This is a genomic window from Streptomyces sp. GESEQ-4 (assembly GCF_017948455.1).
Taxonomy (GTDB): Bacteria; Actinomycetota; Actinomycetes; order Streptomycetales; family Streptomycetaceae; genus Streptomyces.
Map to the genome: position 1 here is coordinate 14069 of NZ_JAFFSU010000031.1, position 25993 is coordinate 40061.

General features: G+C 69.8%; 23 protein-coding genes. 9 read left to right on the forward strand and 14 right to left on the reverse strand.

The window, feature by feature from the left end; all coding sequences use genetic code 11:
- Positions 1-45: 45 nt before the first annotated feature.
- Positions 46-522, forward strand: a complete 477-nt coding sequence (locus KCH48_RS36720; RefSeq protein WP_210581498.1) for a tautomerase enzyme — start codon at positions 46-48, stop codon at positions 520-522.
- A gap of 27 nt (positions 523-549) precedes the next feature.
- On the opposite strand, the gene KCH48_RS36725 is transcribed toward KCH48_RS36720, so the two are convergent.
- The gene (locus KCH48_RS36725; protein ID WP_210581500.1) at positions 550-1134 is read right to left on the reverse strand and encodes a TetR/AcrR family transcriptional regulator; all 585 of its coding nucleotides are present in this window, start codon (positions 1132-1134) and stop codon (positions 550-552) included.
- Between the two features lie 129 nt (positions 1135-1263).
- Between KCH48_RS36725 and KCH48_RS36730 the strand changes: the two genes are divergently transcribed.
- Genes KCH48_RS36730 through KCH48_RS36740 form a run of 3 tightly spaced genes read left to right on the forward strand, consistent with a single transcriptional unit; the run spans position 1264 to position 3449 of the window.
- Positions 1264-1695 carry a tautomerase family protein gene (locus KCH48_RS36730; protein WP_210581502.1) on the forward strand — a complete coding sequence of 144 codons (432 nt, stop codon included), beginning with the start codon at positions 1264-1266 and terminating at the stop codon, positions 1693-1695.
- Positions 1688-2698: a zinc-binding dehydrogenase gene (locus KCH48_RS36735; protein WP_210581503.1), complete on the forward strand. Its 1011-nt coding sequence runs from the start codon at positions 1688-1690 to the stop codon at positions 2696-2698. The genes KCH48_RS36730 and KCH48_RS36735 overlap by 8 nt, the downstream gene beginning before the upstream one ends.
- A 46-nt stretch (positions 2699-2744) precedes the next feature.
- A complete protein-coding gene (locus KCH48_RS36740; protein WP_210581505.1) occupies positions 2745-3449 on the forward strand; it encodes a PaaI family thioesterase in 705 nt (234 codons plus the stop codon).
- Between the two features lie 303 nt (positions 3450-3752).
- On the opposite strand, the gene KCH48_RS36745 is transcribed toward KCH48_RS36740, so the two are convergent.
- From KCH48_RS36745 to KCH48_RS36775, 7 genes are all read right to left on the reverse strand, one after another.
- A complete protein-coding gene (locus KCH48_RS36745) occupies positions 3753-5183 on the reverse strand; it encodes a glycoside hydrolase family 43 protein (protein WP_210581507.1) in 1431 nt (476 codons plus the stop codon).
- Between the two features lie 10 nt (positions 5184-5193).
- Positions 5194-6219, reverse strand: a complete 1026-nt coding sequence (gene yjfF, locus KCH48_RS36750; RefSeq protein ID WP_210581509.1) for a galactofuranose ABC transporter, permease protein YjfF — start codon at positions 6217-6219, stop codon at positions 5194-5196.
- Positions 6216-7310, reverse strand: a complete 1095-nt coding sequence (locus KCH48_RS36755; protein WP_210581511.1) for an ABC transporter permease — start codon at positions 7308-7310, stop codon at positions 6216-6218. The genes yjfF and KCH48_RS36755 overlap by 4 nt, the downstream gene beginning before the upstream one ends.
- A complete protein-coding gene (locus tag KCH48_RS36760) occupies positions 7307-8845 on the reverse strand; it encodes a sugar ABC transporter ATP-binding protein (protein WP_210581513.1) in 1539 nt (512 codons plus the stop codon). The genes KCH48_RS36755 and KCH48_RS36760 overlap by 4 nt, the downstream gene beginning before the upstream one ends.
- A 96-nt stretch (positions 8846-8941) precedes the next feature.
- Positions 8942-9946 (reverse strand): ABC transporter substrate-binding protein, encoded by a 1005-nt coding sequence (locus KCH48_RS36765; RefSeq protein WP_210581515.1) that lies wholly within the window; start codon positions 9944-9946, stop codon positions 8942-8944.
- A 1209-nt stretch (positions 9947-11155) separates the two neighbouring features.
- Positions 11156-12871, reverse strand: a complete 1716-nt coding sequence (locus tag KCH48_RS36770) for an ABC transporter ATP-binding protein (RefSeq protein ID WP_210581517.1) — start codon at positions 12869-12871, stop codon at positions 11156-11158.
- Complete coding sequence (locus KCH48_RS36775) at positions 12868-14673, reverse strand: ABC transporter ATP-binding protein (protein ID WP_210581519.1); 1806 nt, start codon at positions 14671-14673, stop codon at positions 12868-12870. The genes KCH48_RS36770 and KCH48_RS36775 overlap by 4 nt, the downstream gene beginning before the upstream one ends.
- A gap of 91 nt (positions 14674-14764) precedes the next feature.
- On the opposite strand from KCH48_RS36775, the gene KCH48_RS36780 reads away from it, so the two are divergent.
- Complete coding sequence (locus KCH48_RS36780) at positions 14765-15625, forward strand: AraC family transcriptional regulator (protein WP_210581521.1); 861 nt, start codon at positions 14765-14767, stop codon at positions 15623-15625.
- 243 nt (positions 15626-15868) lie between these two features.
- Positions 15869-16213, forward strand: a complete 345-nt coding sequence (locus tag KCH48_RS36785) for a hypothetical protein (RefSeq protein WP_210581523.1) — start codon at positions 15869-15871, stop codon at positions 16211-16213.
- A gap of 8 nt (positions 16214-16221) precedes the next feature.
- Here the strand turns inward: KCH48_RS36785 and KCH48_RS36790 are convergent, their stop codons facing one another.
- The 4 genes from KCH48_RS36790 to KCH48_RS36805 all read right to left on the reverse strand — a co-directional run bounded on the left by KCH48_RS36790 (position 16222) and on the right by KCH48_RS36805 (position 20553).
- Positions 16222-17082: a transferase gene (locus KCH48_RS36790; RefSeq protein WP_210581525.1), complete on the reverse strand. Its 861-nt coding sequence runs from the start codon at positions 17080-17082 to the stop codon at positions 16222-16224.
- On the reverse strand, positions 17079-18344 hold the full coding sequence (locus tag KCH48_RS36795; protein WP_210581527.1) for a glycosyltransferase family 4 protein: 1266 nt from the start codon (positions 18342-18344) through the stop codon (positions 17079-17081). Before KCH48_RS36795 ends, KCH48_RS36790 begins: the two co-directional genes overlap by 4 nt.
- A 59-nt stretch (positions 18345-18403) precedes the next feature.
- Positions 18404-19780: an alpha-amylase family glycosyl hydrolase gene (locus KCH48_RS36800; protein ID WP_210581529.1), complete on the reverse strand. Its 1377-nt coding sequence runs from the start codon at positions 19778-19780 to the stop codon at positions 18404-18406.
- 500 nt (positions 19781-20280) lie between these two features.
- Positions 20281-20553, reverse strand: a complete 273-nt coding sequence (locus KCH48_RS36805) for a hypothetical protein (RefSeq protein ID WP_210581531.1) — start codon at positions 20551-20553, stop codon at positions 20281-20283.
- 230 nt (positions 20554-20783) lie between these two features.
- On the opposite strand from KCH48_RS36805, the gene KCH48_RS36810 reads away from it, so the two are divergent.
- Entirely contained in the window at positions 20784-21215 is a 432-nt protein-coding gene (locus KCH48_RS36810; RefSeq protein WP_210581532.1) for an SRPBCC family protein, read from the forward strand.
- 52 nt (positions 21216-21267) lie between these two features.
- Positions 21268-22020, forward strand: a complete 753-nt coding sequence (locus KCH48_RS36815; RefSeq protein ID WP_210581535.1) for a PP2C family serine/threonine-protein phosphatase — start codon at positions 21268-21270, stop codon at positions 22018-22020.
- Positions 22021-22036: 16 nt separating this feature from the next.
- Here the strand turns inward: KCH48_RS36815 and KCH48_RS36820 are convergent, their stop codons facing one another.
- Positions 22037-23692, reverse strand: a complete 1656-nt coding sequence (locus KCH48_RS36820; protein ID WP_307841051.1) for a cellulase family glycosylhydrolase — start codon at positions 23690-23692, stop codon at positions 22037-22039.
- Between the two features lie 215 nt (positions 23693-23907).
- On the opposite strand from KCH48_RS36820, the gene KCH48_RS36825 reads away from it, so the two are divergent.
- Positions 23908-24678 carry an SAM-dependent methyltransferase gene (locus KCH48_RS36825; RefSeq protein WP_210581538.1) on the forward strand — a complete coding sequence of 257 codons (771 nt, stop codon included), beginning with the start codon at positions 23908-23910 and terminating at the stop codon, positions 24676-24678.
- 66 nt (positions 24679-24744) lie between these two features.
- On the opposite strand, the gene KCH48_RS36830 is transcribed toward KCH48_RS36825, so the two are convergent.
- A complete protein-coding gene (locus KCH48_RS36830; protein ID WP_210581540.1) occupies positions 24745-25944 on the reverse strand; it encodes an MFS transporter in 1200 nt (399 codons plus the stop codon).
- Between the last annotated feature and the right edge of the window lie 49 nt (positions 25945-25993).

The window sequence follows — 25993 nt, forward strand, 5'->3', positions numbered from 1 at the left end:
GGTGTAATATGCCGACCTCTATAACGACTGTCATAGGAGGATGTTGTGACGATCATTACCGTGAACGCCCCGAGGGGCCGCCTGGGCCTGGAGCAGCGCCGCGAGCTGGCCGAGACGCTGACGGACGCGGTACTGGTACCCGAGGTGGGACAGCCGGCTCCGGCCGCCCGCGTCGGGTTCCAGGTGCACTTCGTCGAGCGCGAGCGGGACATGATGGCGATCGGCGGACGGCTGCTCTCGGACACCGACCAGGAACTCGACGTGATGGTGATCGACATCGCGGTCATGGACGCCGCCTGGCAGCCGGACGTACGAGGCCAGGTCATCGAGCGCGTCCTTGCCGCACTGGCGGCGGCCTTCGGACTGGAGAAGCCGTCACCGACGTGGTGGGTCAACTTCCGCGTGATCGACGAGGGCAGCTGGGGCTCGTCCGGGGGCGTACTGTCCGTCCTCCCGCTCCTCGACAGCGAGGTGTTCACGGAGGAGAGGGTCAAGGCCGTCCGCGCCGCGCTGGGCGTCTGAAGCCCGAGGCGTCGAGCGCGGGGCGACTCAGCCCTTGATCGTGGCGAGGATCAGCGCCTGCAGTTGCTCCGCAGCGCGGTCGAGGGGCTCGATGCTGCGCTTGGCGCGGCACATGGCCACGGTCCCCTCTACGGCCGCGACGACGAGGGTGGCGAGCTGGACCGCCTCCTCGCGCTCGGCGCCATGCTCGCGCAGCGAGGCGGACAGCAGGCTCTCCCATGCGGTGAAGACGTCTGCGGCGGCTACCACGGCGGGGGGCGTCTCGTCAGTGGGCGGCTCCTCGATGGAGACGGCGAGAACCGGGCAGCCCGCCCTGAAGTCACTGTCGACGACGATCTTGCGCCACAGGGCGAGGAACGCCCGCAACCCGGCGACCGGCCCCGCCTCCAGCTCCTTCCGCAGACGGCGCGCGACCCACTCGCCCGTATAACGGACGGCCTCGGTGGCCAACTGCTGCTTGCCTTCGGGGAAGTAGTGGTACGTCGAGCCGAGCGGCGCCCTGGCGTGCTTGGCCATCTCGCGGATGCTCGTCGCGTTCAGACCACGTCGGCTGATCATGTCGGCCGCACCGGCCACGATCCGCTCGCGCGCCGCCGAACTGGGCTTGGTCACGTACACGATCCCTTCTGACCCCACTGGCTATAACGGCCGTCATAGTCTAGCGTGACCGTCGCTTATAACGACCGTCATAGAACTGCGTCGTCGAGCGAAGAGTCGAACGAAACGAAGAGAGGTATGCCCATGCCGATGATCCGGCTCACGGCCCCGGCCGGCGCCCTGACCGAACAAGGCCGCCAGAGCATCCAGCGCGACCTCGCCGCCGTACTGCTGCGCTGGGAGGGCGCACCCGACACGGCGTTCTTCCGCGCCCAGGCGTGGAGCTACCTCACCGAACTGCCGGAAGATGCCCAGACCACCGCCGAGGACGACGCGCCGCGCTTCCTGGTAGAGGTCACCGTCCCGCAAGGAGCCCTGTCCGAGCGCCGCAAGGCGGGCCTGGTCGAGGAGGCGACGAAGGCCGTCCTGGCCGCGGCCGGCCTCGGCCTAGACGACGCCCTGCGGGTGTGGGTCCTTGTGCACGAACAGCCCGAGGGAACCTGGGGCGCGGGCGGCTCCGTCATCCGCTACGCCGACCTGATGGCACTGGCGAAGGGACAGCGCACCGATGCGTGAACTGACCTATGTCGCCAAGCGCACCGTCGAGTGGCGCGAGGCACCCGACCCGAAACTCCAGTCCGACGGGGAGGCGATCGTCGCACCGGTGGCCGCCACCTCCTGCGACGTGGACTCCTCCATCCTGGCCGGGCACGGTTTCATCGAGCCGCCCTTCGCCCTCGGCCACGAGTGTGTCGCCCGGGTCGTCGAAACCGGCGACGCCGTCACCGCCGTAGCCCCTGGTGACCTGGTCGTCGTCCCCTGGTCCATCAACTGCGGTACCTGCGAGCGCTGCCGGGCCGGGCTGACCGCGCACTGCACCGCAGTCCCCTACATGGCGATGTACGGCGCACCGATCGGCGGCAGTTGGGGCGGGCTCTTCTCCGACCTGGTCCGCGTGCCCTACGCCGACGCCATGCTGGTCCCGCTACCGGCCGGGCTGGACCCGGTCGCCATGGCGTCCGCCAGCGACAACTGGTCCCTGGCCTGGCGCCTGGTCGCCCCTCACCTCAAGGCCCGCCCCGGAGCACGCGTCCTGGTCGTCGCCCGCGGCAGCATCGGCCTCTACGTGTGCGACATCGCCCGCGCGCTCGGCGCCTCCGAGGTGCTCTACGTCGACCCCGACCCCGAACACCGCACCCTGGCTCGCGCGTTCGGAGCCGCCACCGCCGAAGCCCTGGAACCGATCCCCCAGGGCTACGACATCGCCGTCGAGGCCACCGGCCGCGTCGACCAGCTCGGCCTGGCCGTCAAGTCCCTGACTCCGGAGGGGATCTGCGAGTCGGCGGGCAACCATTTCCGCCCCGGCGAGCTGCCCCTGCTCGACATGTACCTCACCGGCGTCACCCTGCGCATCGCCCGCGACAACGTACGCGCCCACATCCCCGACGCCCTCGAACTCGCCGCCTCTGGCAAGGTCGCCCCCGAGAAAGTCGTCTCCCACGTCATCGACTGGGAGGACCTGCCGACCGCGCTGCCGGAGAAGCACCTGAAGCCGGTCTTCGTCCGGGCAAATGACTGACCCCACCCATCCCGCACCCCACCAGCCCACCGCACCGAGAAACCCGATGCACACTTCCCTCACCGACCCGTCACCCACTGGCTCTGCCACCGACCCCACGCGAGCGACAGCCGAGGAAGAGGAACTGGAAGACCAGAAAGCGGCCATCACCCGGCTCGGCTACGAACTGCGCGCGCTGGTGGAAGCCACCGTCCGCACCGCCGCCTCCTCGGACACCCTCCACCGCGTGGCGGACGGCGTCCGTCACGTCACCGGCCAGTTGACGGGGCGCCGGCGCTCGCGGGCGGAGATCCCCGAGGTGGACGAGTTTCCCTCGGGCGCACGGATGTACAGCCCTGTCACCGGGGTCGGCAGCCCGCTGGCCCCACCCGTGCAGGTGACGCCCACCGCTGACGGACTGGTGGGTCACTGCACCCTCGGCATCGCCCACGAAGGCCCGCCCGGCTACGGCCACGGCGGCATGAGCGCCATGCTCCTGGACGAACTCATGGGCCGTGCCTGCGCAGCAGCCGGGATGCCGGGCCTGACCGTCTCCCTCCAGATGCGCTACCACCGCCCGGTCCCACTGGAAACACCCCTGCGGATCCTCGCCCGCGTCACCGGCACGGACGGCCGCAAGATCTTCGTGAGCGGGTCGATCACCACCCGGACAGACCCTGGCACGAACCTCGTCACGGCCGACGGAGTCTTTGTCGCTCCCGACCTCCACCGCGCTCGCACCCTGTTCCCGGCGCTGCAAGCCGAACGGTGACCAGCCGGGCGCATACCGCAGCCCGTCAGAAGTTGTTGGCAGAACGGATTCAGCACACATGCGGCCGGGAAACCCCGTGAACACGTGAGAACTACGGAGGGGTGTTTTCCCAGGCCAGACACCCCATGGACGACGTTTCCGCAGGTCACAGCCCCACCCAGGGAAAACTCCTAAAGCGGGTGTCGCAGGTTCGAATCCTGCCGGGGGCACAGGGCTAAGGGCCAGTTCAGGGGCATGATCCCCTCGAACTGGCCCTTTCGCATGATCACGGTCTGTGTCGGCACCAACGGACGCGGCCTCCAGTCAGTTCGTCACACGGAAGGTGGCGTCGCTGCGGGCCGTCGTGGTGGTGATCGGGTCGAGGCGGAGTTCGTAGGCGTAGTGGCGGATGTACCGGTCGGGGTGGCTGTACGACTGGAAGGACGACCATGTCGAGTCGGCGAGGCCGGTGACCTGGCGGAAGGTGGCGTCCGCGGCGAACCGGGTGGTGCCGTCGTTGTGGGCCAGCTGGAAGTCGAACCCTGAGTGCCGCAGGAAGTGGCCGGGGAAGTTGACCGACTCGAAGGAGACGGTGCCCGAGCCCGCCAGGCCGGGCCGCAGCCGGAACTGGGCGTCCGGGCCGGTGATGTTCTGGTCGATGCGCACGTCCATGTTGGTGTGCCGCACGTATCGGTCCTGGAAGTTGAACGACTGGAGCCGCTTGGCGGGGGTGTTGGCCCAGCGGGCGAGCACGCGGCTCTCCTCGGCGGCCGTCAGCTTCAGGATCGCACCGTGGCGCTTCTTCGTCCCGCCCAGGTTGTAGCTTCCCGAGGTCGGGAGCCGGTAGGTGCCGGTGGCGGACGGGTTGGTCGTCGTGACCGGCATGTAGCCGCGTCCGGAGGCGTACTGGTCGAGGTACAGGGTCCACTCGTTGCGGTCCCTGAACTTCATCCACATCGGGCCCTCGACCTGGGCGCCGGTCAGGCCGATGCCGGAGAGGTTGCCGAGGTTGGTCCACGTACCGAGGATCGAGTCGCTGCCTTCGAGCGTGATCTGGCCGTCGCCGGAGGCCCGTACGTAACGGAAGTCACCGACGCCGGACGGCACCTCGACGATCTGGGTGTCGATGATGTTCTGGGTGCCGGGGCGGTCGATGTAGAGCTGCGGGGTGGTGATGGTGCGGAAGTCGGTGGTGCGGGCGTAGTAGATGCGGTGCTTGAGCACGCCGTTGAGGGTGGCGTTGGTCGCCCAGTACAGGACGTAGTCGTTGGTGGCGGGGTTCCAGATCGCTTCCGGCGCCCATGCGTTGCGCCCGTCGGGGATCGCACTGGCGACGTTGAGCAGCCGCGGCTGCGACCAGGTGACCAGGTCCGTCGACTCCCACACCACGAGGTTGCGGCTGGCGTTGTTCACGGAGTCGTCCCACGACTGTCCGCAGCCGATGCACAGGTCGGTCGCGATGATCCAGTACTTGTCACCGCCGGGGGCTCTGACCAGTGCGGGGTCGCGTACACCACGGGTGCCCACCGTGGAGCGCAGGGTCATCCCGCCGCCGTTGAGGTCGGTCCAGTTGAGGCCGTCCGTGCTGTGCGAGAAGTAGATCTGCTGACCGGTCGACCCCTCCCCGATGAAGTGCGTCATCAGGTAGCCCGGGTCAGCGGCGGCCGCCCGCTCGGGTGCGGTCAGTGCTTGGCCTGTGAAGAGGAGGCAGGCGGTGAGCAATATCGCCGAAAGCCGGGAGAGAAGCGTGCGCATGTGCATTTCCTCAGGTCTTCTGACGTGACGTCATGGTCCGCTGGATCAAGATGAAGGCGCACAGCAGCACACCGGTGGCGATCTTCGTCCACCAGGAGCTGAGCGTCCCCTCGAACGTGATGACGCTCTTGATCAGGCCGAGCACCAGCACACCGAAGAGGGTGCCCAGCACATAACCGGAACCGCCGGTCAGCAGGGTGCCGCCGATGACCACGGCGGCGATGGCGTCGAGCTCCATGCCGACGGCGTGCAACGGGTCGCCCGACTGGATGTAGAGCATGAACAGCAGACCCGCCAGGGCCGAGCAGAAGCCGCTCACCGTGTACACGGCGATCTTCGTGCCGCCCAGCGGAAGGCCCATGAGCAGAGCCGACTGCTCGTTGCCGCCGATGGCGTACACACGGCGTCCGAAGCGGGTGTACTGGAGCACGTAGTAGGCGACACCGAGAACGACCAGGGCCACGAGGGCGCCGATCGACAGTTCCCCCAGGCCGAGCGACACCCGCGTCTGGGCCAGGCTGCCCACCGAGGCGTCGCTGATGGAGATCGACTCCTTGCTGATGACCAGGCACAGTCCGCGGAAGAGGAAGAGCCCGGCGAGCGTGACGATGAACGGCTGAATATCGAAGTTGTGGATCACATAGCCCATCAGGAAACCGCCGAAGGCTCCGACGGCCAGTGCGAGGGGGACGACCAGGAGCAGCGGCAGTCCCTGACGTTCCACCAGCCACGCCGTGAACATGGTGGTGAAGCCGATCATGGAGCCCACGGACAGGTCGATGCCGCCGGACATGATGACGAAGGTGGCACCGACGGCCGCGACCAGCAGATAGCCGTTGTCGATGAACAGGTTGAGGAACACCTGGGGTTCGCCGAACCCGTAGTTCTGGTACCGGCTGAGGCCGCCGATATACATGGCGATGAAGAGGCCGGCCGTGACCAGGACAGGCAGACGCCTGTCGCCGAGCAGGCGCGCGCCACGGGAGACGGTGCTGCCGCTCGGAGCCGTCTTGGGGGTCTGGGTGGTCGCGCTCATCGCGACACCTCCGTCTTCGGGGCGGCGTCGACCGCCGGAGCGGGCTCCACCGGGGCGGCGTCCAGGCGCGGGCCCTTGGGGCCCTTGGCGCCGAAGATCTTGGCCCGGAACTTCGGGGACTGGAGCAGGCAGACGACGATGACGACGGCGGCCTTGAAGACCAGGTTGGTCTGGGTCGGCACGCCGATGGTGTAGATCGTGGTGGTCAGGGTCTGGATGACGAGGGCGCCGATCACCGTGCCGCCGATGGAGAACCGGCCACCGAGCAGCGAGGTGCCGCCGATCACCACGGCGAGGATCGCGTCGAGTTCGATCCACAGACCGGCGTTGTTGCCGTCCGCGGCCGAGGTGTTGGAGCTGATCATCAGGCCCGCGATGCCCGCGCACAGCGCGCAGAACATGTAGACCATGACCTTGATGCGCGTGGACCTGATGCCGACCAGGCGACTGGCCTCGGCGTTGCCGCCGACCGACTCGACGAGGAGGCCGAGAGCTGTGCGGCGGGTCAGGGCCACCGTGATGGCCACGACCGCGGCGACCACGAAGATGGAGAAGGGCAGGGTCAGCCAGTAGCCGCCGCCGATCAGCTTGTACGGCTCGCTGTTGATGGTGATGATCTGGCCGTCGGTGATCAGCTGGGCGACGCCTCGGCCCGCGACCATGATGATGAGGGTCGCGATGATGGGCTGAATGCCCATCCTGGCCACCAGGAAGCCGTTCCACAGACCGCAGACGACCGCGGCCACCAGCCCGATGCCCATCGCCAGGAACACCCCGGACAGGGCGCTCTGGTCGGTCTGGTCGCTGATGTACGAACAGGTCAGGGCGCCGGTGATGGCGACCACGGCACCGACGGAGAGATCGATGCCGCCGGTGGCGATGACCAGGGTCATGCCGACCGCCACCAGGATCAGCGGTGAGCCGAACAGCACGATGGAGACGAGGCTGCCGTACAGGTGGCCGTCCGTCATCCTGATCGAGAAGAAGTCGGGTGTGAAGGGGACGTTGACGAGCAGCAGGGCGATCAGGACCGCGACCGGCCAGAACAGGTGGTGATGCGTCAGTCCTCGCCAGCGGGAGGTGGTGGTCACTGGTGTTCTCCGCTCGCGATGGTCTCGAGGATCTTGCTGGTGGTGATCTCCGGCCCGTTGGTCAGCCGCGCCACCAGCCGGCGGTCGCGCAGCACTCCGATGGTGTGGCTGAGCCGGAGCACCTCCTCCAGTTCGGCCGCGATGTACAGCACCGACATGCCGTCCTCGGAGAGGGACACCACCAGTTTCTGGATCTCCGCCTTGGCGCCGACGTCAATGCCGCGCGTCGGCTCGTCCAGGATCAGCAGCTTCGGCTGGGTGATCAGCCAGCGGGCGAGCAGCACCTTCTGCTGGTTGCCGCCGCTGAGCCGGCCCACCCGGGCCTCCGGGTCGGCGGGGCGGATGTCCAGCGCCTTGATGTACTTGGCGACGAGTTCGTCGCGCTGGGCGGCCGGGATGGGCCGGGTCCAGCCGCGGGCCGCCTGGAGGGCGAGGATGATGTTCTCGCGCACCGTCAGATCGGGGACGAGGCCCTCGGTCTTGCGGTTCTCCGAGCAGAACGCGACACCCGCGCCGATCGCGTCGTTCGGGGCGCTCATCGAGACCTGCTTGCCGCCGATGGTCACCTTGCCGCTGTCGGGCTGGTCGGCACCGAACAGGAGCCGGGCAAGCTCCGTGCGACCCGAGCCGAGCAGGCCGGCGAGCCCGATCACCTCGCCCTTCTTGATCTCCAGGTCGAAGGGGGCGATGCCGCCCGTCCTGCCAAGGCCGTCCGCCTTGACCAGCGTCTCGCCGACGTCGGAGCGCAGCTGGTGCTCGTGGAGCTCCTCCAGCTGGTCCAGGGCCTTGCCGATCATCAGCTCGATCAGCCCGACCTGGTCGAGGTCACGGACCATGTGCTCGCCGACGAGGGTGCCGTTGCGCAGGACGGTCATGCGGTCGCAGATCTCGTAGATCTGGTCGAGGAAGTGCGACACGAACAGGATCGCGACGCCCTCGTCCCTCAACTGCCGCATCAGACGGAACAGTTCGAGAACCTCGTCGCGGTCCAGGCTGGAGGTGGGCTCGTCCAGGACCAGCACCTTGGTGCCGGATCCCTCGCCGTCGCTGTCGCCGGTGCCCACCGACCGTACGATCGCGACCAGTTGCTGCACGGCCAGCGGGTACGAGGACAGCGGCGCGGCGACGTCGATGTCGAGTCCGAGCCGGTCGACCAGCTCCGCCGCCTCCTTGCGCATGCGCTTCCACTGGATGCGGCCGGCGCGGGTGGGTTCGCGTCCGATGAAGATGTTCTCCGCCACCGACAGGTTGGGGCAGAGGTTGACCTCCTGGTAGACCGTGCTGATGCCGGCCTGCTGTGCCTGCAGCGGGCTGCCGAACCGTACGGACTCGCCGTCCAGGGTGACCGTGCCGCCGTCCAGGGAGTAGACGCCCGTCAGCACCTTGATGAGAGTGGACTTCCCCGCACCGTTCTCGCCCATCAGGGCGTGGATCTCGCCGGGGAAGAGCCGGAAGTCGACGCCCGACAGAGCCCGTACCCCCGGAAACTCTTTGACTATGCCCGTCATCTCCAGGACGGGCTGCGGCTCTGCCATGGCAGCGCTCCTCGTGAAATGGTCCAGGTCCGCGGGGAGCCTCCCGGCCGAGGGATGTCGGCCGGCCGGAGGCTCCCCGCTGGTGGGGACGGGCGGTCAGTACTTGCGGGTGGGGAGCGCGTCCTTGGCCTGGTCCTGCATGAAGTCGCTCTCCTTGGTCTTGATCCAGCGTTCGACCGTCTCGCCGTCCTTGACCTTCTTCACGACCTCCATCAGCTGAGGGCCGAGCAGCGGGTTGCACTCGACGATGGCGTTGATCTTGCCCTCGGACATGGCCACGAAGCCGTCCTTCACGCCGTCGATCGTGACGATCAGGATGTCCTTGCCGGGCTTCTTGCCGGCCGCCTCGATGGCCTGGATGGCGCCGATGCCCATGTCGTCGTTGTGCGCGAAGAGCACGTTGATGTCCGGGTTGGACTGGAGGAAGGCGGCCATGACCTGCTTGCCGCCGGCGCGTGTGAAGTCACCGGTCTGGCTGACGACGATCTTCCAGTCGTCCTTGTGCTCGGCCTCCATGACCTCCTTGAAGCCCTTGGCGCGCTCGATCGCGGGGGCGGCGCCGGTGGTGCCTTCCAGCTGGGCGATCTTCACGGCGCCCTTGTGGCCTGCCTTCTCCAGGACCTTCTCCAGGATCTTGGCGGCGCGCCGGCCCTCGTCGGTGAAGTCGGAGCCGACCAGGGTCACGTACAGGGACTCGTCGGAGGTCTCGACGGAGCGGTCGGTGAGGACCACCGGGATCTTCGCGGCCTTGGCCTCCTGGAGCACCGCGTCCCAACCCGTGACGACCACCGGCGAGAAGGCGATGACGTCGACCTTCTGCGCGATGTAGTTGCGGATCGCGGAGATCTGGTTCTCCTGCTTCTGCTGGGCGTCGGAGAACTTGAGGTTGTAACTCGCCTCCTTCGCGGCCGACTTCACCGAGTCGCTGTTGGCGGTGCGCCAGCCGCTCTCCGAGCCGACCTGGGAGAAGCCGAGGGTGATCGCCTTGCTGCCGCTGCCGGCGGAGGCGGCAGCTTTGCCGTCCTCCTTGGCGCAGGCCGCGAGTCCGGTCGCAGCCGCCACACCGACCGCCGCAGTGAGGAAGTTCCTTCTGCTGAGCATGCTTGATCTCCTTCGTTGGGCCGGCCCGGGGATTGGACTCGGTTGCTGCGGCTTCTGACGTTCCGTCGGAAACCGTGGAAGTGATGTGGTTCTGAGGACCGACCAACGTTCGAAATATTGAACATGCGTGGCGCGTGCCGTCAGAGGGTGGTCAGGGCGGGGTGAGGCCGGGAGCGGCCGGATGCAGGCGGTGGGGGGTGGAGGGCCGGCGATGTGCTCGGTGCCGGAGGAGCGGATCGGTGGGCAGGGCGGGATCAGGGTGGGGTCAGCGAAGTGGTCGCGGCGATGACGTCGTCCGACCGGCGCGGGCGATGAGCCCGGGCTCAAAGACGACCGGAGGTGCTCCGGTCAGGCCGCGCCGTCGTTCCACCTCGACGGCTCCAGGAGCAGGGTGCGGCTCCACTCCGCCACCGCGAAGAGGTCCTGGCGGACCACACTCGGCGGCGTCGCAGGGCGTCCGGGCGCTCACCTCGCCGGCTTCCGCAACAAGAAGCGCCGTCTAATCGTTGGCCGCGACCTGCCAGGGACGTACCGCTGTGCGCCGGATGTGCCACGGCCGTACCCCCTCAAGTGGTCAGTGATGCGGAGGTCATATGAGCGCCCTCAGTCCCCCCTGGTCAAGAGGTTGCGCGAGAAGCGGGCCATTACGGTTGCGTAACGCGGGGCAGCGAGCGAGGCGGACGGCCTGCCGGTCGCCCGGCGCGAGGCGCCTTCTTCGGCAGAGATGTTGACGCTCGGCAGGGATGGCCATACTTTCAATCTCTGAACGAAGTCTCGAACTCCGTGCGAAATACCGGACGGTCGGCCCGCCGACGGTCCCTCCTTGCACGCTGGTCCGGGTCGGAGCCGCGAAATGAGGACACCATCATGACGGCGACAGATCCGGCAGCACCGCGGTCCGTGCGGCCCGTCCCTCCCTGCTACCGCCCATGGAACGGGATCCCGAACGCCGAGCGCCTCGCGCCCGGACCACAGCAAACGGCATGGCTCGGCTTGGGGCAGCGCCCCTCATCGCACGGTGCGCACCCCTGAGGAGCTGGGCATCGTGCGCAGGCTGAGGCTGCACACCCGGATTCAATTCCGGACGCTGGCTCGCAGCCATGACCTCACCCAGGAGAACTCCTAAAGCGGATGTCGCAGGTTCGAATCCTGCCGGGGGCACCACGCGTTTGATCCCCCGAGCTCTTCCTCGTCGGCCGCACGGCCGTCTCAGTCCCGCACCGCCCCGGCCAGAGACAGCTCCCAGTACGCGGCGTACCGGCCGGCGCGGCGCAGCAACTCCTCGTGGCTGCCCTGTTCGACCACCCGCCCGGCGTCCAGGAAGGCGACGCGGTCGGCCCGGCGCACGGTCGCCATGCGGTGCGCCACCAGCACCACGGTCCGGCCCGCCATCAGCTCCTCGATGCCGGCGTGTACGGCCGCCTCGTTCACCGGGTCCAGGGCCGAAGTGACCTCGTCGAGCAGCACGATCGGCGCGTCCTTCAGCAGCGCGCGGGCGATGGAGACGCGCTGGCGCTCGCCGCCCGACAGCAGCGCCCCGCCCTCGCCCACGTCCGCCGACCAGCCGCCGGGCATCCGCTCGATCACCTCGTCGAGACGGGCCGCGGCGGCCGCGGCCCGTACCTCGGCGTCGGTGGCGTCCGGGCGGCCGAGGCGCACGTTCTCCTCGATCGTGCCGTCGAAGAGGTAGACGTCCTGGAAGACGATGGCGATCCGCGCCATCAGCGCCGCGGTGTCCATCTCCCGTACGTCCACGCCGCCGATCCGCACCGCGCCCGCGTCGACGTCGTAGAAGCGGGCGAGCAACTGCAGCAGTGTCGTCTTGCCCGCGCCCGACGGCCCGACGACGGCGAGCCGCCGGCCCTCGAGTACGGACAGCGTCACCCCGTCGGCGACCGTCCGGTCCCCGTGCCGGAAGGTGACCGCGTCGAACTCGACGTCGTGGCAGGACGGTTCGCGCGGCGCGCGGGGCTCCGGCAGCGGCTTGGTGTTGAGGACGTCGTCGAGGCGGGTGAGTTCGGCGCGGGCGGCGCGGATGCCACCGCTCATCTCGGCGAGGGACAGCAGCGGGTCGGCGCAGCGGGCGGCGAGCACCAGGACTGCGAGCAGCTCGGCCGCGCCGATGTCCCCGCCGAGGGCGAGGTAGGCGCCGAGTGCGAGCAGCGCGGTGAACACCGCCTGCACGGTGACCGCGAGCCCCAGCACACCTGGCAGCGCCGAAAGGGTGGAGCGACGCGAGGCGCGGCGCAGTTCCTTCAGGGAGTCGTCCAGCAGACCGAAGCGCTCGCCGGTGCGGCCGCCGGCGCGCAGCACCGGCTGGGCCTGGAGGTACTCGATGACGCGGCCGGTGGCCGCGCGCTCGCGTGCCACGCGCTCCGCGTCGGTCGCCGTCGTCGCGCGGGCCGTACGCAGCTGGACCGCGGCTACCAACGGCACGGCGGCCAAACCGGCAAGCCCCAGCTGCCAGTTGAAGGCGAGCATCACGGCGACGATCGTCAGCGGCGTCACACAGGCGGAGATGAACGGCGCCAGCAGGTGCGCGATCACGCCCATCGCCTGCAACACGCCCTGGCTGGCGAGGACGGACACCTCGCCGGTGCGGCCGGGTTGATACCAGCCGATGGGCAACCGGGCGAGGTGGTCGCCGAGACGCTCGTACATGCCGTGCAGCATCGTCGTGCCCACGCGGAAACCGGAGCGGTCGCTGACGTACCGCAGCACCGCGTAGACCGCGACCGCCGCGCCGAAGGCGGCCAGCCAGGGCCGGGCGTCCTCGGGTGTGCCGCCGAAGAGCGCACGCAGCACGGGCACCAGCAGGGCGTACGACAGTCCCTCGGCGAGGGCGGTCGCCGTCATCAGGGCGACGGTGCGGCGCACCGGCCCGGCGTACTCGTGGCCGAGCACACGCAGCAGTGTGCTGATCATCGGGCCTCTTCCCCTTCCATAGCACCGGCTTCCAGTGCACTGGCTTCCATGGCACCGGCGTGGATCTTCCAGAATTCGGCGAATGCGCCGTTCCGCGCGAGGAGTTCCGCGGTCGTGCCCCGCTCCACGATCTCGCCGTCGCGCAGCATCACGACGGTGTCGGCGTCGGCGATCGTCTCCAGGCGGTGGGCGATGACCAGCGTCGTCCGCTTCTCCCGGGTCTGCGCCAGCGCCTCACGCACCGCCTGCTCGGTCTGCGGGTCGGCGAAGGCGGTGGCCTCGTCGAGAACCAGGACGGGGGCGTCCGCGAGCAGGGCGCGGGCGATCGAGACGCGCTGCGCCTCGCCGCCGGAGAGGCGGGCGTCCTCGCCGATCACCGAGTCGTAGCCGCGGGGCAGTTCGAGAACGCGGTCGTGGATGCTCGCCCGGCGGGCGGCGCGGACAACGGCGTCGCGGTCGGCGTGCGGGACGGCGAGGGCGATGTTGTCCGCGACCGAGGCGCGCAGCAGCCGGACGTCCTGGAAGACGAAGGACACCCGCCGGTACAGCTCCTGGCTGCCCACCTCACGCAGGTCGACGCCGCCGAGGAGCACGGAGCCGTGCGTCGGGTCGTAGAACCGCGGCAGCAGTTGCACCAGCGTGGACTTGCCGCTGCCGGACGGCCCGACCACGGCCGTGGTCGTCCCCGGCTCCAGCACCAGGTCGATACCGCGCAGCACCTCGCGCCCGGCGGCGGCACCCTCGTACCCGAAGCGGACGTCCCGCAGCTCCACCCGGTGTCCCTCGGGCGCCACCGGCCGTACAGGCTCGGGCAGCGACGGCTCGGCGAGTACGTCCCGGATGCGGCCGACGGCGCGCCGCGCGGCCTGCAGGTCGTCGAAGCCGTGCCCGAGCGCGGCCACGGGCGCGGTCAGCCCGAGGCCGAGGAGCAGGAACGGCACCAGGTCCGCCGGGGCGAGCCCGCCCCCGGTGATCCGGTACGCGCCGCCGACCAGCACCGCCAGCAGCACGAACGGCGGCGACAGCACCACCTGCATCCCGGCGGCGACCCCGGCAAGACCGCGCACCATCCGGTAGAAGCTCCGGGTGAAGTCGCCCACCGCGGTACGGAACTTGCCGTGCGCCCGCTCCGACCCGCCGAACGCCTTCACCACCGCGATGCCCTGCACGAACTCGACCACCGACGCCGAGATCCGCCCCATCGCGGCGTCGAACTCCTTCTGCTCGCGCAGCCGCGCGGGAGTCATCATCAGCGGCACCAGCGCGACCGCCAGCAGCACGGGGATCAGCGTGATCAGCGTCAGCCGCCAGTCCACGGTGAAGAGGTAGCCGAGCGAGACCAGCGGCACCACGAAGGCGGAGACCAGTTCGCCCGGCGTGTGGGCGATGACCGGGTGCACGGCGCTGACATCCTCGCCCACCACCTTCGCCAGCTCCCCGCTGTGCCGCCTCGCCAGCCAACCGATCGGCACCCGCCCGAGCCGCGCGGCGAGTTGCCGGCGCAGCGACAGCTGCACCCGGGTGTCGAGGAGGTGTCCGACGCCGGACGAGGCGGCCGTGAACAGCAGCCGTACGAGCAGCCCTGCCGCGCCCGCGATCACGACGTCGCGCACGTGCCCGTCGTCGGCCGGCCCCGGCGCCAGCAGCGTACGGCCGAGCTCGACGACCGCGAGGAGCGGCGCCAGGCCGGCGACAGCGCCGATGACCTGCAGGACGACGACGGCGACGAAGCCGCCCGCGTACGGGCGCAACAGACGGGCCACGCCCGGTGGTTGCGGCGCGGTGGTTCCGGTGGAAGTCATGCGCTCACCTTCGCCGCGGCGGCGGCCCGCTGGATTGAAGAAATGTTCCGCCCGGGCAGGTCCGTAGCATGCAGGTCCGTAGCATGGACGTATGTCAACTGCCGTGCGCCGCCGCGTCGTTGCCCCCGTGTGGCAGGTCACGCGCCCGGCCCGGCCCAGCCGCGTACCCGGCGTCGTTCTGTCGGGATTCCGCGACCGCGGCCCGGCTCCGGTCGACCACCGGCTCGACCCGCACCCCGTGCTGACGCTGGCGCTGGCCTGCGGCGAGGCGGCGCTCGGCATCGACGAGTCGACGGGGCGGCAGCATCGCGGCAGCCTTGTCACCGGGCTCGGGTTCGGCGTCGGCGGTGCGGCGCGGGTGCGGGCCGCGAACGTCGAGTGGATGCAGGTGCGCCTGTCCCCCGCCATCGCGCGCGCCGTGCTGGGCGTGGACCCTGCTGAGCTGGAGAGCTCCGTGGTGGCCCTGGACGACCTGTGGGGAGAGCGGCGGGCGGCCCGGCTGCGCGAGCAGCTGGCCCAGGCCGCCTCGTGGGAGGAACGTTTCGCACTCGTCGAAGCGTCCCTCGCCCGGCTGACCGCCGCGGGGCCCGCCATCGAGCCGGAGCTGGCCTGGGCCTGGGACCGTATGGTCGCCGGGCACGGCCAGGTGCGGGTCGAGGAGTTGGCCGACGAGCTGGGCTGGAGCCGCAAGCGCCTGTGGTCCCGCTTCCACGCCCAGCTCGGCCTGCCGCCCAAGCGCGCCGTGAAGCTCGTCCGCTACGACTGGGCCGCCACCCGACTGGCCGGGGGCCAGGAGGCGGCCAGGGTCGCGGCCGACTGCGGCTACGCCGACCAGTCGCATCTGCACCGGGACGTCGTGGCGTTCACAGGTGTGACCCCCGGGGTCGTGGCCGGCCAGTCGCTCATCGCGACCGCCGACATGGCGTGGGTGGACCACGTGCCGCGCCTCTAGGCGGACGCGCGCTCGCGGCGCGGCCACACGGGTGGTTCGGCGCGGAGCGCCTACGCCGCGCTCGGCGTCGTAATGCCTTGACGGCACAGGGAACTTCAGCCGGCCGCCGAGCCGACGCCCGCGCTCGTTGATCAGACGATCCGGCGTGCCGACGAGTCAATATCGGACATTTACCTATTAACCTCTCGCCATCTTATGACGTGGTGGATCGCATACGCGTCCGCTTCAACGCTCGGAGAAGACATGCGCAAAACTCTCAAGACGGCTGTCGTTACCGTCCTCCTCGGCACCGTCGGCTTTCTCGGCGCCGGCACCGCCTACGCCCACGGGGACGGGCACGAGAAAGGGCACAGGAAGGAACACGGGAAGGGGCACGGGAAAGGGAAAGGGCACAAGCACCGCGGCGGGGTGAGCAAGACGATCGTCATCACCCAGAGCACCTCATGCAGTACGACCGACAGGAACACCGACGTACAGGGCCAGTCCGTGTACGGCAACTGGTCCAACGGCAAGGTCTCACCCGGCCCGCAAACCACCGACATCGGCTCACGCCTGGGGTGCAACAACACCCTCGTCCTCGGCAAGTAGCGGCGCGGTCACCCGGCGGCTGTCACCTCCACGGAGAGGTCGTTGTCGACCGTGTAGTAGGGACGCACGGCGGCACCGCCGACCGTGGCCGACGGATACACGTAGATCTCCTTGCGGTCCGCCACGTCGTCGAGCAGGCGACCGACACGGATGGGAGGGGATCCCTCCGCAGGTCCAGCCTGAACGCTGATGTCCCAGACGCGGGTTCCGATGGCGTCGGCGGCCAACTCTTCGTGGTCCACGGTGAAGGAGAAGCGCCGGCCGGCGCTCTCGACCTGGGGTTCCCGGGTCCGTACAGCGCCCTTGGGACCCCTGGCACGCAGACGTACGACGGCTCCCGCGGAGAGCGTGGCGCCATGCAGCCGCCCCCTGACCGTCATCGACCGGTCCGTCACCTCGATGCCCTCGACCTCGGCATGGGCGGTGCGCAGCCAGGCCCGTACCGCGAGATAGCCATCCTTGGTGGTGTACGGAACCCGCACCGCCACCGGCGACGGCCAGTCACGGGTGTGTCCGTCGACGAGGGCTCGCAGGTCCCGCAGACCGGGGCGGAGCCGCTGTCGCGGCGCTCCCGGTTCGGGGAGCAGGTACACGTCCCACCGTCCCTCGGCGAGAGAGGGCCGCGACTCCAGGATGGCGCGACGGCCGCCGCCGTCGCCGCCGTCAACCGCTTCGACATCGAGGACATGAAGAGTGTCCTCGGGCTGTCCCTTCTTGGGACGCAGCCGCAGCAGCAACTGGGCCGACCGGGCCGACCGGGAGTCTGCTTCCCCAAGTGGTGGAAGGTGAAAGGTGATTCGGCCATCCGCGTCGGCCGTGCAGTCGACACGGAGCTGTGCGTCCTGTGTCGTGCCCGGTTCGCTGTTCATCGCCGTCCCCTCCGTACCGTGCGCAGCGCACTGCCGGCCGCGGCATGGGCGGCGTCGCGCGCGCCGAAGCCCCGGCTGATCAGGGCGCGATGTATCCGGCCGGGTTCCTGTGCGACCGGCCGCCCGGCCCTTCTCGCCGATATCGCCTCGCCGATCAGGCGCTCGGCCTGCTCCACGACGGGGGCCGGGGCGAAGCGTCGCGCGTTCTCCATGGCCGTACGGCCCATCCGGCGGCGCCGCTCGTCGTCACCGACGAGTTCCAGCAGAGCGTCGCCCAGCGCGTCGCGGTCCCCGACCGGCACCAGCCGACCGTCGACCCCGTCCTTGATGATCTCGCCGGGTCCGTGCGGGCAGTCGGTGCTCACCACGGGCAGTCCGCAGCGCATCGCCTCGACGAGGGTCATGCCGAACGGCTCGAAGTTGGACGCGGCCGCGCCGATCGAGCCCTTGACCCACTCCGCCTCCATGGGTGCGGCCGCACCCATCAGAAAGACGTTGTCGTACAGGCCCAGGCTCTGGATGAGCTGCCGCAGCCGGGCCTGCTCCTCCCCCTTTCCGTAGATCCGCAGCTGCCAGTCCGGGTGCTCGGCGGCGACCCGGGCGAACGCCTCGACGAGCAGGTCGTAACGCTTCACCGGAACCAGCCGCCCGGCCGCGACCACCACTTTCGCGGTGCCGTCCGCGGCAGGCAGCACCGGATCGGGAACACTGTTGGGAAGCACCTCCACTCTGACGCCCGGCAACCGCATCTTGCGCCGGTACGCGGCAGCGTCCGCCTCCGTGACCGTGGTGAGCACATCGAGCCGGCGGTAGGCCCGGCGCAACGCGGTGCGCAGCCGCGGTGAGTGGTTGTCGAGCGTGAGGTGCTCCTGCCCGACGCGGATGACATGGTGCGGGGCCTGCGACGCGAGATGTACGTTGAGCCCCGGTCGAGTGCCGATGACCACGTCGGCGTCGGTCGCGTTCAGCCACTCACCGATCCGCTGATCGGTCAACTCGCTGTACTGCCCATAGCGGTACTCGGAGACCGGGAACACTCTCGCGGGTCTCAGATGAAGTGGATGTTCCTTCTCCTCCCGCAAGTCCACCAGCGGCCGCAGGGAAACCCTCGGGTCCAGGGCGAAGTTCGGACGCTCCCTGTGCCGCAACACCGAGACGACCTCCACATCGTGCCGCGCGGCCAGCGCCTGGGCCAGATTGAAGGTCGTGGTGATCGTGCCTCCGATGCCGTAGGCGTTGTGGATCAGGAAAGAGATCTTCATGGCGGACTAGACCTCACCAGCCCCCTTCCCGTTGCCTGCTGTTATCACTTTGTTCCCCTTCAGTGAGTGCGGAGGTCGCCTGACGACTGGAGTTCGAGTACGGCCCAGGCGTGCGGGGCGACCCGGTGCGTCGGGCCGGCGTCGGCAGCGTCGTCGTACGGGGCGCCGGCGAGCAGTCGTTCGGCGGAGGCGTCGACGGACGGGAAGTCCACCGGGGAGTCGGAGATGTTGAGCAGCACGGCGAGTTGCGCGCCGCTCTCGGGGTCGACGGTCCGGTAGGCGAATGCCTGGTTGTCCAGGTGCAGCACCTCGGTACGGGCCCGGACCAGCCAGGGGTGGCGCCGCCGCAGCCCGATCAGTTTCTGGTGCAGCCGGTACACGGGCCGGCCGTGGGGCGCGAGCCCGGAGGGGCTGTCGGGGAACGCCGGCCGGATCTCCGCGTCGCCGTCCTCCCGCTCGTACTTGACGCCGCGGAAGGCCTGTTCGTCACCCGCGTAGACGCTGGGCGTCCCGGCGACGGTGAACAGCACGGCCAGGGCATGGGCGAGGTGGCGCGGGTCGTCGAGCCTGCTGGCCATGCGGGTGACGTCGTGGTTGCCGACGAAGGTGAGCGGCTGGAAGCGCGCGGCGAGGCCGTTGTGCCGGTCCAGCGTCCAGGCCAGTTCGAAGAAGTTGTGGTCGTTGAGGGAGCTCCACAGGGCCTTCCACAGCTCGTACTGCGTCACCGAGTCGAGCCCGCCGTCGCGTACGGCCGCGGTGTAGTCGCCGTGGATCACCTCGCCGAGGAACCACGCGTCCGGATGGTCCGCGCGCACGGGGCCGATGACCTCCCGCCAGAAGGACGACGGCACGGCGTAGGCGGCGTCGAGGCGCCAGCCGTGCGCGCCGCGCCGCAGCCAGTGGTCCATCACCCGGCGGACGTGGTCCTGGACGGCGGGCTCGGCGTGGTCGAGGGCCACCAGGTGGCGGTGGCCCTCGAAGTCGGCGTAGCCGAAGCCGTCCGGGCCGTCGGCCGACCAGTCGATCCGGAACCAGGAGGCGTAGGCGGACGCGGCGCCGTGTTCCCGTACGTCCCGGAAGGGGCCGAAGTCCCGGCTCACGTGGTTGAAGACACCGTCCAGCAGCAGCTTCACCCCGCGCTGCCGGCAGGCGGCGACGAGCCGGTCGAAGTCCTCGTCGGTGCCCAGGCGCGGGTCGACGCGGAAGTGGTCGACCGTGTCGTAGCCGTGGGTGGAGGAGGCGAAGACCGGGCCCAGCGCCAGTCCGTCGCAGCCGAGTTCGACCAGGTAGTCGAGCCACGGTTCGAGCCTGCCGAGCCGGTGCGCGCAGGGGGCGTCGGCGGGGAGCGCCCGCGGTTCGGCGCCGAGGAAGGTCAGGGGGTGCAACTGCCACCAGATGGTCTGGACGGGGGCGGTGTGGAGGGGTGCGGTACTCATCGGCACTCGGCTCGCCTTCGCGGTTGAACACGCGTTCAATAGCCTGCGTTCAGGACCCTAGCGACAGCCTTGGCGGACGCAGAACGGGTTCGGGCGAATGCCACACAGTGGAAACCGGGGCGGGCACGGAGGCGAGGGGACGACGGCCGCCCCGGCACGGGAGCCGGGCGCCGCGACGCGACGGCGGCTGGAGCCGCGGGAGCGCCGGGAGGCGATCCCGCACGCGGCACGCGAGCTGCAACGGCGTCGGCGGGGACGGTGCCGCCGTAGGGCCGGACACCATCGCCGCGCTCGCCGTCGGGGCGTTCACCGGCGGGCTGTCCGCGGTCGCCTCCCCCCTCACCTCGTCCACGCCACAACGTATGCCCGCGGATCCAGATCCGGGGTAGCGCTGACCACGGCGCGCGGCCCTGGGCGCGGCACGGCTGAGGGGCCCGATCCAGAAAGCGGATCGGGCCCCTGGGCTTCGCGTGCCCCGTACTCACCGAAGAGGCGCGGCCTTAGAAGGCGCTGTTGTTGCAGCCCATCGTCGAGCCCACGTGGGTGTCCTGGCTGCCCGCCTTGCCCTCGCCGTTGAGCGCGTTGCCCAGGACGCCGTTGAGGATGCCGACCTGGCCGAGGACGTCGACGTTCAGGTCGTGCGACTTGCAGTGCGAGCTCTGCATGACGCTCTTGCCGCCGTGCCCGTCGTTGGCGGTGGCGGTGCCGGCGCTCAGGATCCCGACGCTGCCGAGAGCGACGACCACGACGGCAGCCTTGTGAAGCTTGTGCATGTCATCTCCGGAAGTGAGGTGTGGTGCTGGTGTGTGCGATCCGCGACAGATCGACTTCCTACAGTTACGGGAGGTTAATATGAAAAATGGTGACAGAAACCAGCGACGCGCCGTGATCCGCGAGCCGGCGAGGAAGCACCCGGACGGCCCCAAGCCGGGCGCACACTGGAGGCACAGGACACACAGGACACACAGGACCGTGCGTCATGAGCCGAACCCGGAGGTGGGCCATGAGCACCCTCGAAGAGCACATCGATGTCGGAGTCCCGGTGGACAGGGCCTGGGACAGACTGCACCGGGTGGAGGACTATCCGCGCTTCGTGGCGGGAGTGCGGGGCGCCCGTCCGGAGGCGCAGGGGCGGGCACATCTGGACGTCGAAGCCGGCGGACGCGCCCGGGAGTTGGCGGCCGAAGTCTCCGACCACGGCGACGAACGTGTGATGGAGTGGCACACCACGGGTGCCGCGGAGCTGACAGGTTCCTTCTCGCTGCAGCCGATCGACCAGAACCACACCCGGGTCCAGGCGCGACTGGAGTACGACCCCGGCACCATCAGGGAGATCTTCGGCGGACCGAAGGGATTCGCGCAGGCCAACGCGATCGAGCGGCTCGTCCGCGGTGATCTGGAGTCCTTCAAGGAGTACGTGGAAAGGGAGCAGTGAGCGACAGGAGCGACAGGACAGCGGTGGACGCGGTGGGCGGTGACGGTGTCGTATGCCGTACGTCGCCGTGAGTGCGCTGAGTCATCCGGGGCTGCTCAGGGACCGCAACGAGGACAGTCTCGTCGTCGGCCCGTGGACCCTGTGCGCCACCGTCACCGAGAACCCGCAGACCCTGGCCTTCCCGCTGGGCACACCGCTCGTCGTCGCCGTCGCCGACGGACTCGGCGGGCATCCCGGCGGTGAGGTGGCCAGCGCCTTGGTCGTACGCCAACTCGCGGCGGTCGGCGCGGCACTGAGCGACGAGGACGCCGTACGCAGCGCCCTGAGCACCTGCAACCGCGCCGTGTACGAAGCGGCCGGCGGCGACGAGGGCGGCGAACTCGCCACGATGGGAACGACGGTGGCCGGCGCCGTCGTCCAGCCCGATGCGCTGCTCGTGTTCAACGTGGGCGACAGCCGCGTCTTCGCCGCCTCCCCCGACGGGCTGCGTCAGGTGAGCGTCGACGACAGCGGCCCACTCGAACCCGGGCAGCGCACCACCTCCCTCGTCACCCAGTGCCTGGGCGGCAGCCCGACCTACCGCACCATCCGCCCCCATCTGACGTCCCTGCCCCTGTCCCCCGGCGACCGCTACCTCATCTGCACGGACGGCCTGACCGACCCCGTACCGACCGACATCCTCGACAAGGTGATGCGCGAACACGACGACGGACGGGCCGCGTTCGAACTGTGGAAGGCCGCGATCGAGGCCGGCGGCCCCGACAACATCACGCTGGCGGTCGTGCGTGTCGGGGACGACGAGTAGACACCGGCCCCACAGTTCACGCGCTCGCGCAGACCGCCCCGTTGAGCCTGAAGGACGTCGGCGCCGTGTTCGTGGCCCCCTTGCTCCCCGTGAACCCGACCGTCACCGAGCCCGCCGCCGGGATGGTGGACGTGTACGACGCGGGCGACACCGTCACCGCGCCCGCGTTCTGGGTCGCCGTCCCGCCCCACATGTTGGCGACGGTCTGCCCGTCAGCGAACGTGAAGGCCAGGCTCCACCCGCTCAGTGGCGTCGTGCCGGTGTTGCGGATCACGAGCTCGCCCTGGAAGCCGCCCGGCCACTCGTGCACCGCCCGGTAGCCCACCGAGCAGCCCACCCCCGCCGCCTCGTCCGTCGTGACGCTCACCGTCGCCGAGCGTGCCGAGCGGTTGCCGGCGGCGTCGCGGGCGTGGACGGCGAAGGTGTACGTCGTGTCGGGGGTGAGGTCGGTGAGGGTGACGGTGTTCGTACTCGAAGCGGCGACCGGCAGATCGGACGTCCCCTGGGCCCGGACGACGTCGTACGCGGTGACGGCGACGTTGTCCGTGGCTGCGGGCCAGGTGAGGGTGGCCGACGTGGCGGTCACGGAGGACGCCGTCGGGGTGCCGGGGGCCGTCGGGGCCTGGGTGTCCGCCCCCGTGCCGCCGAAGATCGTGGCCTCCTTCGACGTCTGGACGATGCCGTTCGGACCGTTGAAGATGCGCTGGCCCCAGGAGCTGAGCCGGCCCGGGTCGAAGTCGATCGCCAGGTCGAGGATCGGGTCGGTGTTGCCGCTCCAGGACCAGGCCAGGTAGCCGAGGTCGAGCTGCTCGGCCGCCGCCATCATCGTGTCCTCGTCGGGGTCGCCGTACTGGTCGGGAGGACCGCCGAACTCGCCTATCAGGATGGGAAGTCGGGCCGTCACGAAGGCGTTCAGGTAGTCGGTGATCTCCTGTGCCGTGTCGAAGACGCTGTACATGTGGATGGAGAAGATCAGGTTGCCGGTGGGGTCGGCGTCGTACACGGTCCGGGCGTTCGCCCGCATCACGCCCTGCCAGTCCTGGCCCCAGTTGGGCGCGTCCACCATGATCGTGTGCTCGAATCCGGCGGCGCGCAGCTTCTGTACGGCGGCGACGGTCGGCGCGGTCCAGCCGGCGGGATTCGTGTTGCCCCAGGGCTCGTTGCCGATGTTGACGATGACGTAGTTCTCCTGGTCGGCCAGGACGTCCTTGAGGCCGATCCAGTAGTCGGCCGCCGAGTCCAGCGTGGCGGCCGCGGCCTCCTCGCCGTAGCCGGTGGTGTCGTGCACCTCCAGCACGCAGATCAGCCGGTTGGCCTTGCAGTCGGCGACGACCGCGGCCACGTCCTCGGCGCTGTTGCGCGTCCAGCGGTGGCCGTTGGAGAGGACGACCCGGACGGTGTTGGCGCCGAACGCCTTGATGTCCGCCAGGGACTGCGTCTCGCCGGGGTACCAGGTGTGGGCGTGGTTCACCCCGCGTATGACGAAGTCGTTGCCGTTGCCTTCGAGCAGACGGCCGTCGCTGATGTGGAGGCCGGCGGCACGGGCGCGGGGCGGCTCCGCGTGGGCGGGGACCGCGGCCAGGGCGCCGAGGACGACCAGCCCCATCAGGAGGGTGAGTAACGCGGTGACGGGACTCTTTGCGCTCTTCGTGCTGCTTCTCGTAGTTCTCACTGCGACTCCAGAGGCTCCAGAGGAATGAATGAGCGTGAGCGACGCGAGCATCGACAGAAACGTGGGAGCGCTCCCATAAACCCACGAGGGCAGGGACACGTCAAGACAGTGTGCAAGCGCTTTCTCGAACACCCTCGCATGCGCGCCGAGTTGACCTAAGTTGGTGACTCGATCACTGCACCGATCACCCGCACTCCCGAGGAGGAGGGTCTCCCGTGTCGTCGGACCCCACGACCAAGCCGCACTCGGCCCGCTTCTGGAACTACTTCGTCGGCGGCAAGGACCACTACCCGGTCGACCGCGAGATCGGGGACCACATCAAGGAGATCTTCCCCGGCCTGGTCGACGTGGCGGTCACCAGCCGGCACTTCCTGGGGCGTGCCGTCCGCCACCTCGCCGGTGAGCAGGGCATACGACAGTTCCTGGACGTCGGCACCGGACTGCCGACCGCCGACAACACTCACGAGGTGGCCCAGCGCGTGGCACCGGACGCCCGGATCGTGTACGTCGACAACGACCCGATCGTGCTGACCCACGCCAACGCCCTGCTCACGAGCACACCCGAGGGCAGGACCGCGTACCTCGACGCCGACCTGTACGACCCGAAGGGCATCCTGGAAGCCGCCACCAGCACCCTCGACTTCTCTCAGCCGGTCGCCCTGATGATCCTCAACACCCTCGGCCACGTCGCCGAGTACGAGCACGCGCGCGGGCTGGTGCGTGAGCTCATGGCGGGCCTGCCCCCAGGCAGCTACCTCGTGATCAGCGACAGCACCGCCACCAGCGAGGGCATGATCGCCGCGTCGGAGGCCTACAACGCGAGCGGCGCGGTGCCGTACCACGTACGCAGCATCGAGGAGATCGCCGGCTACTTCGACGGCCTCGAACTCGTGGAGCCCGGCGTCGTCCAGGTCACCGAGTGGCGCCCGGAATACGGCGACCCGGTCGCCGTCGACGCCTACTGCGGGGTGGGGCGTAAGCCGTAGCGCTCCGCTGGGAGCGGTGGCGACCTGCGGGCCGGTGGGGGCTGGTCGCGCAGTTCCCCGCGCCCCTTACGGGCCCTTGCGGGCCCTTACAGGCCCGCGGACGCTCAGCGCCCCCGTCACGCCGAGCGACGCCACCGCCATGACTGTCATCGCGGCGGCGGGCGAGGTCAGTTGGGCCACTGACCCCGCCAGGGCCGCGCTCACGCCCTGCATCGTGAGCATCCCCGCCGAGTGCAACCCCAGGGCGTGGCCCGCCAGTTCGTCCGGGGTGAGGGACATCAGGCGTTCCTGCTGGACCAGGCTCGCGCCGAAGCCCACCGAGGCGACGGCGGTCGCCGCGGCGGCGAGCGGGAGCGCCGGGTGCAGGACGAAGACCGTGTACGGGGCGGCCAATAGCACCAGCAGCGGTACGCCGAGCCGTCCGCGCACCCTCCGCGGCAGCAACCGGCCCACCGTCACGTCTCCGACGAACATCCCCAGCGCCGCACAGGCGAACAGCGTGCCCGCGTCGGCGGGGGCGTAGGAGACGTACAGCGACTCACAGCCGACCACCAGGCCGTTGGGGATCCAGAGGGCGAGAAAGACGTACCGGCGTGGGCGGGAGGACCACAGCAGGGCGTTCGCTCGCCAGGTCGCCGTCACCGACGGGCGGCCCGACGCGCGCGGCGGGCGGGCCGTCAGGCCGAGCCGGAGGCCGAGCGCGGCCGTGATGTGCAGCACCGCCGCGAGCAGCAGGACCCTGCCCGGGGACAGGACCGCCAGCAGCGCGCCGCCCACCGCGTATCCGGTGATCTGCACGAGCCCGCTCATCATGTTGAAGACCGAACGCCCCAGCATGAACCCGCCCTTGGCCACCACCTCGTTCAGCAGCCCCCACCGCACTCCCCCGCCGAGCGACGCGACCAGCCCCTGCGCCAGGACGACGACGAAGACCGCCCAGATCGGCAGTCCGGGCGCGGCCAGCACCGCTGTAGCGGCCGCGAAGGCGACCGAGATACCCGCAAGCGTCGCCCTCGGCGGCAGCCGGTCCGCGCCCGACATCAGCAGCGTCGCGCCCACCATCTGTGCTAGCGACGGACCGAACATGCTCACCGCCGACAGCAGCGGTGACGCCGTCGCCCGGTAGACGAGCGTGCCGAGCGCCAGCCCGGCCATCGTCTGCGCGGCGACGCTCGCCGCGGAGGTGAGGAAGAGCGGGGTGAACTCCGGTGTCCGGAACAGGGACTTGTAGCCGTAGGTCGCGCCGTTGGTCACGCGTTTGGTCATGCGCGGAGTCTCGGGTGCCCGCGGCCGCGGGAGTTATTGTTTCGCGCAG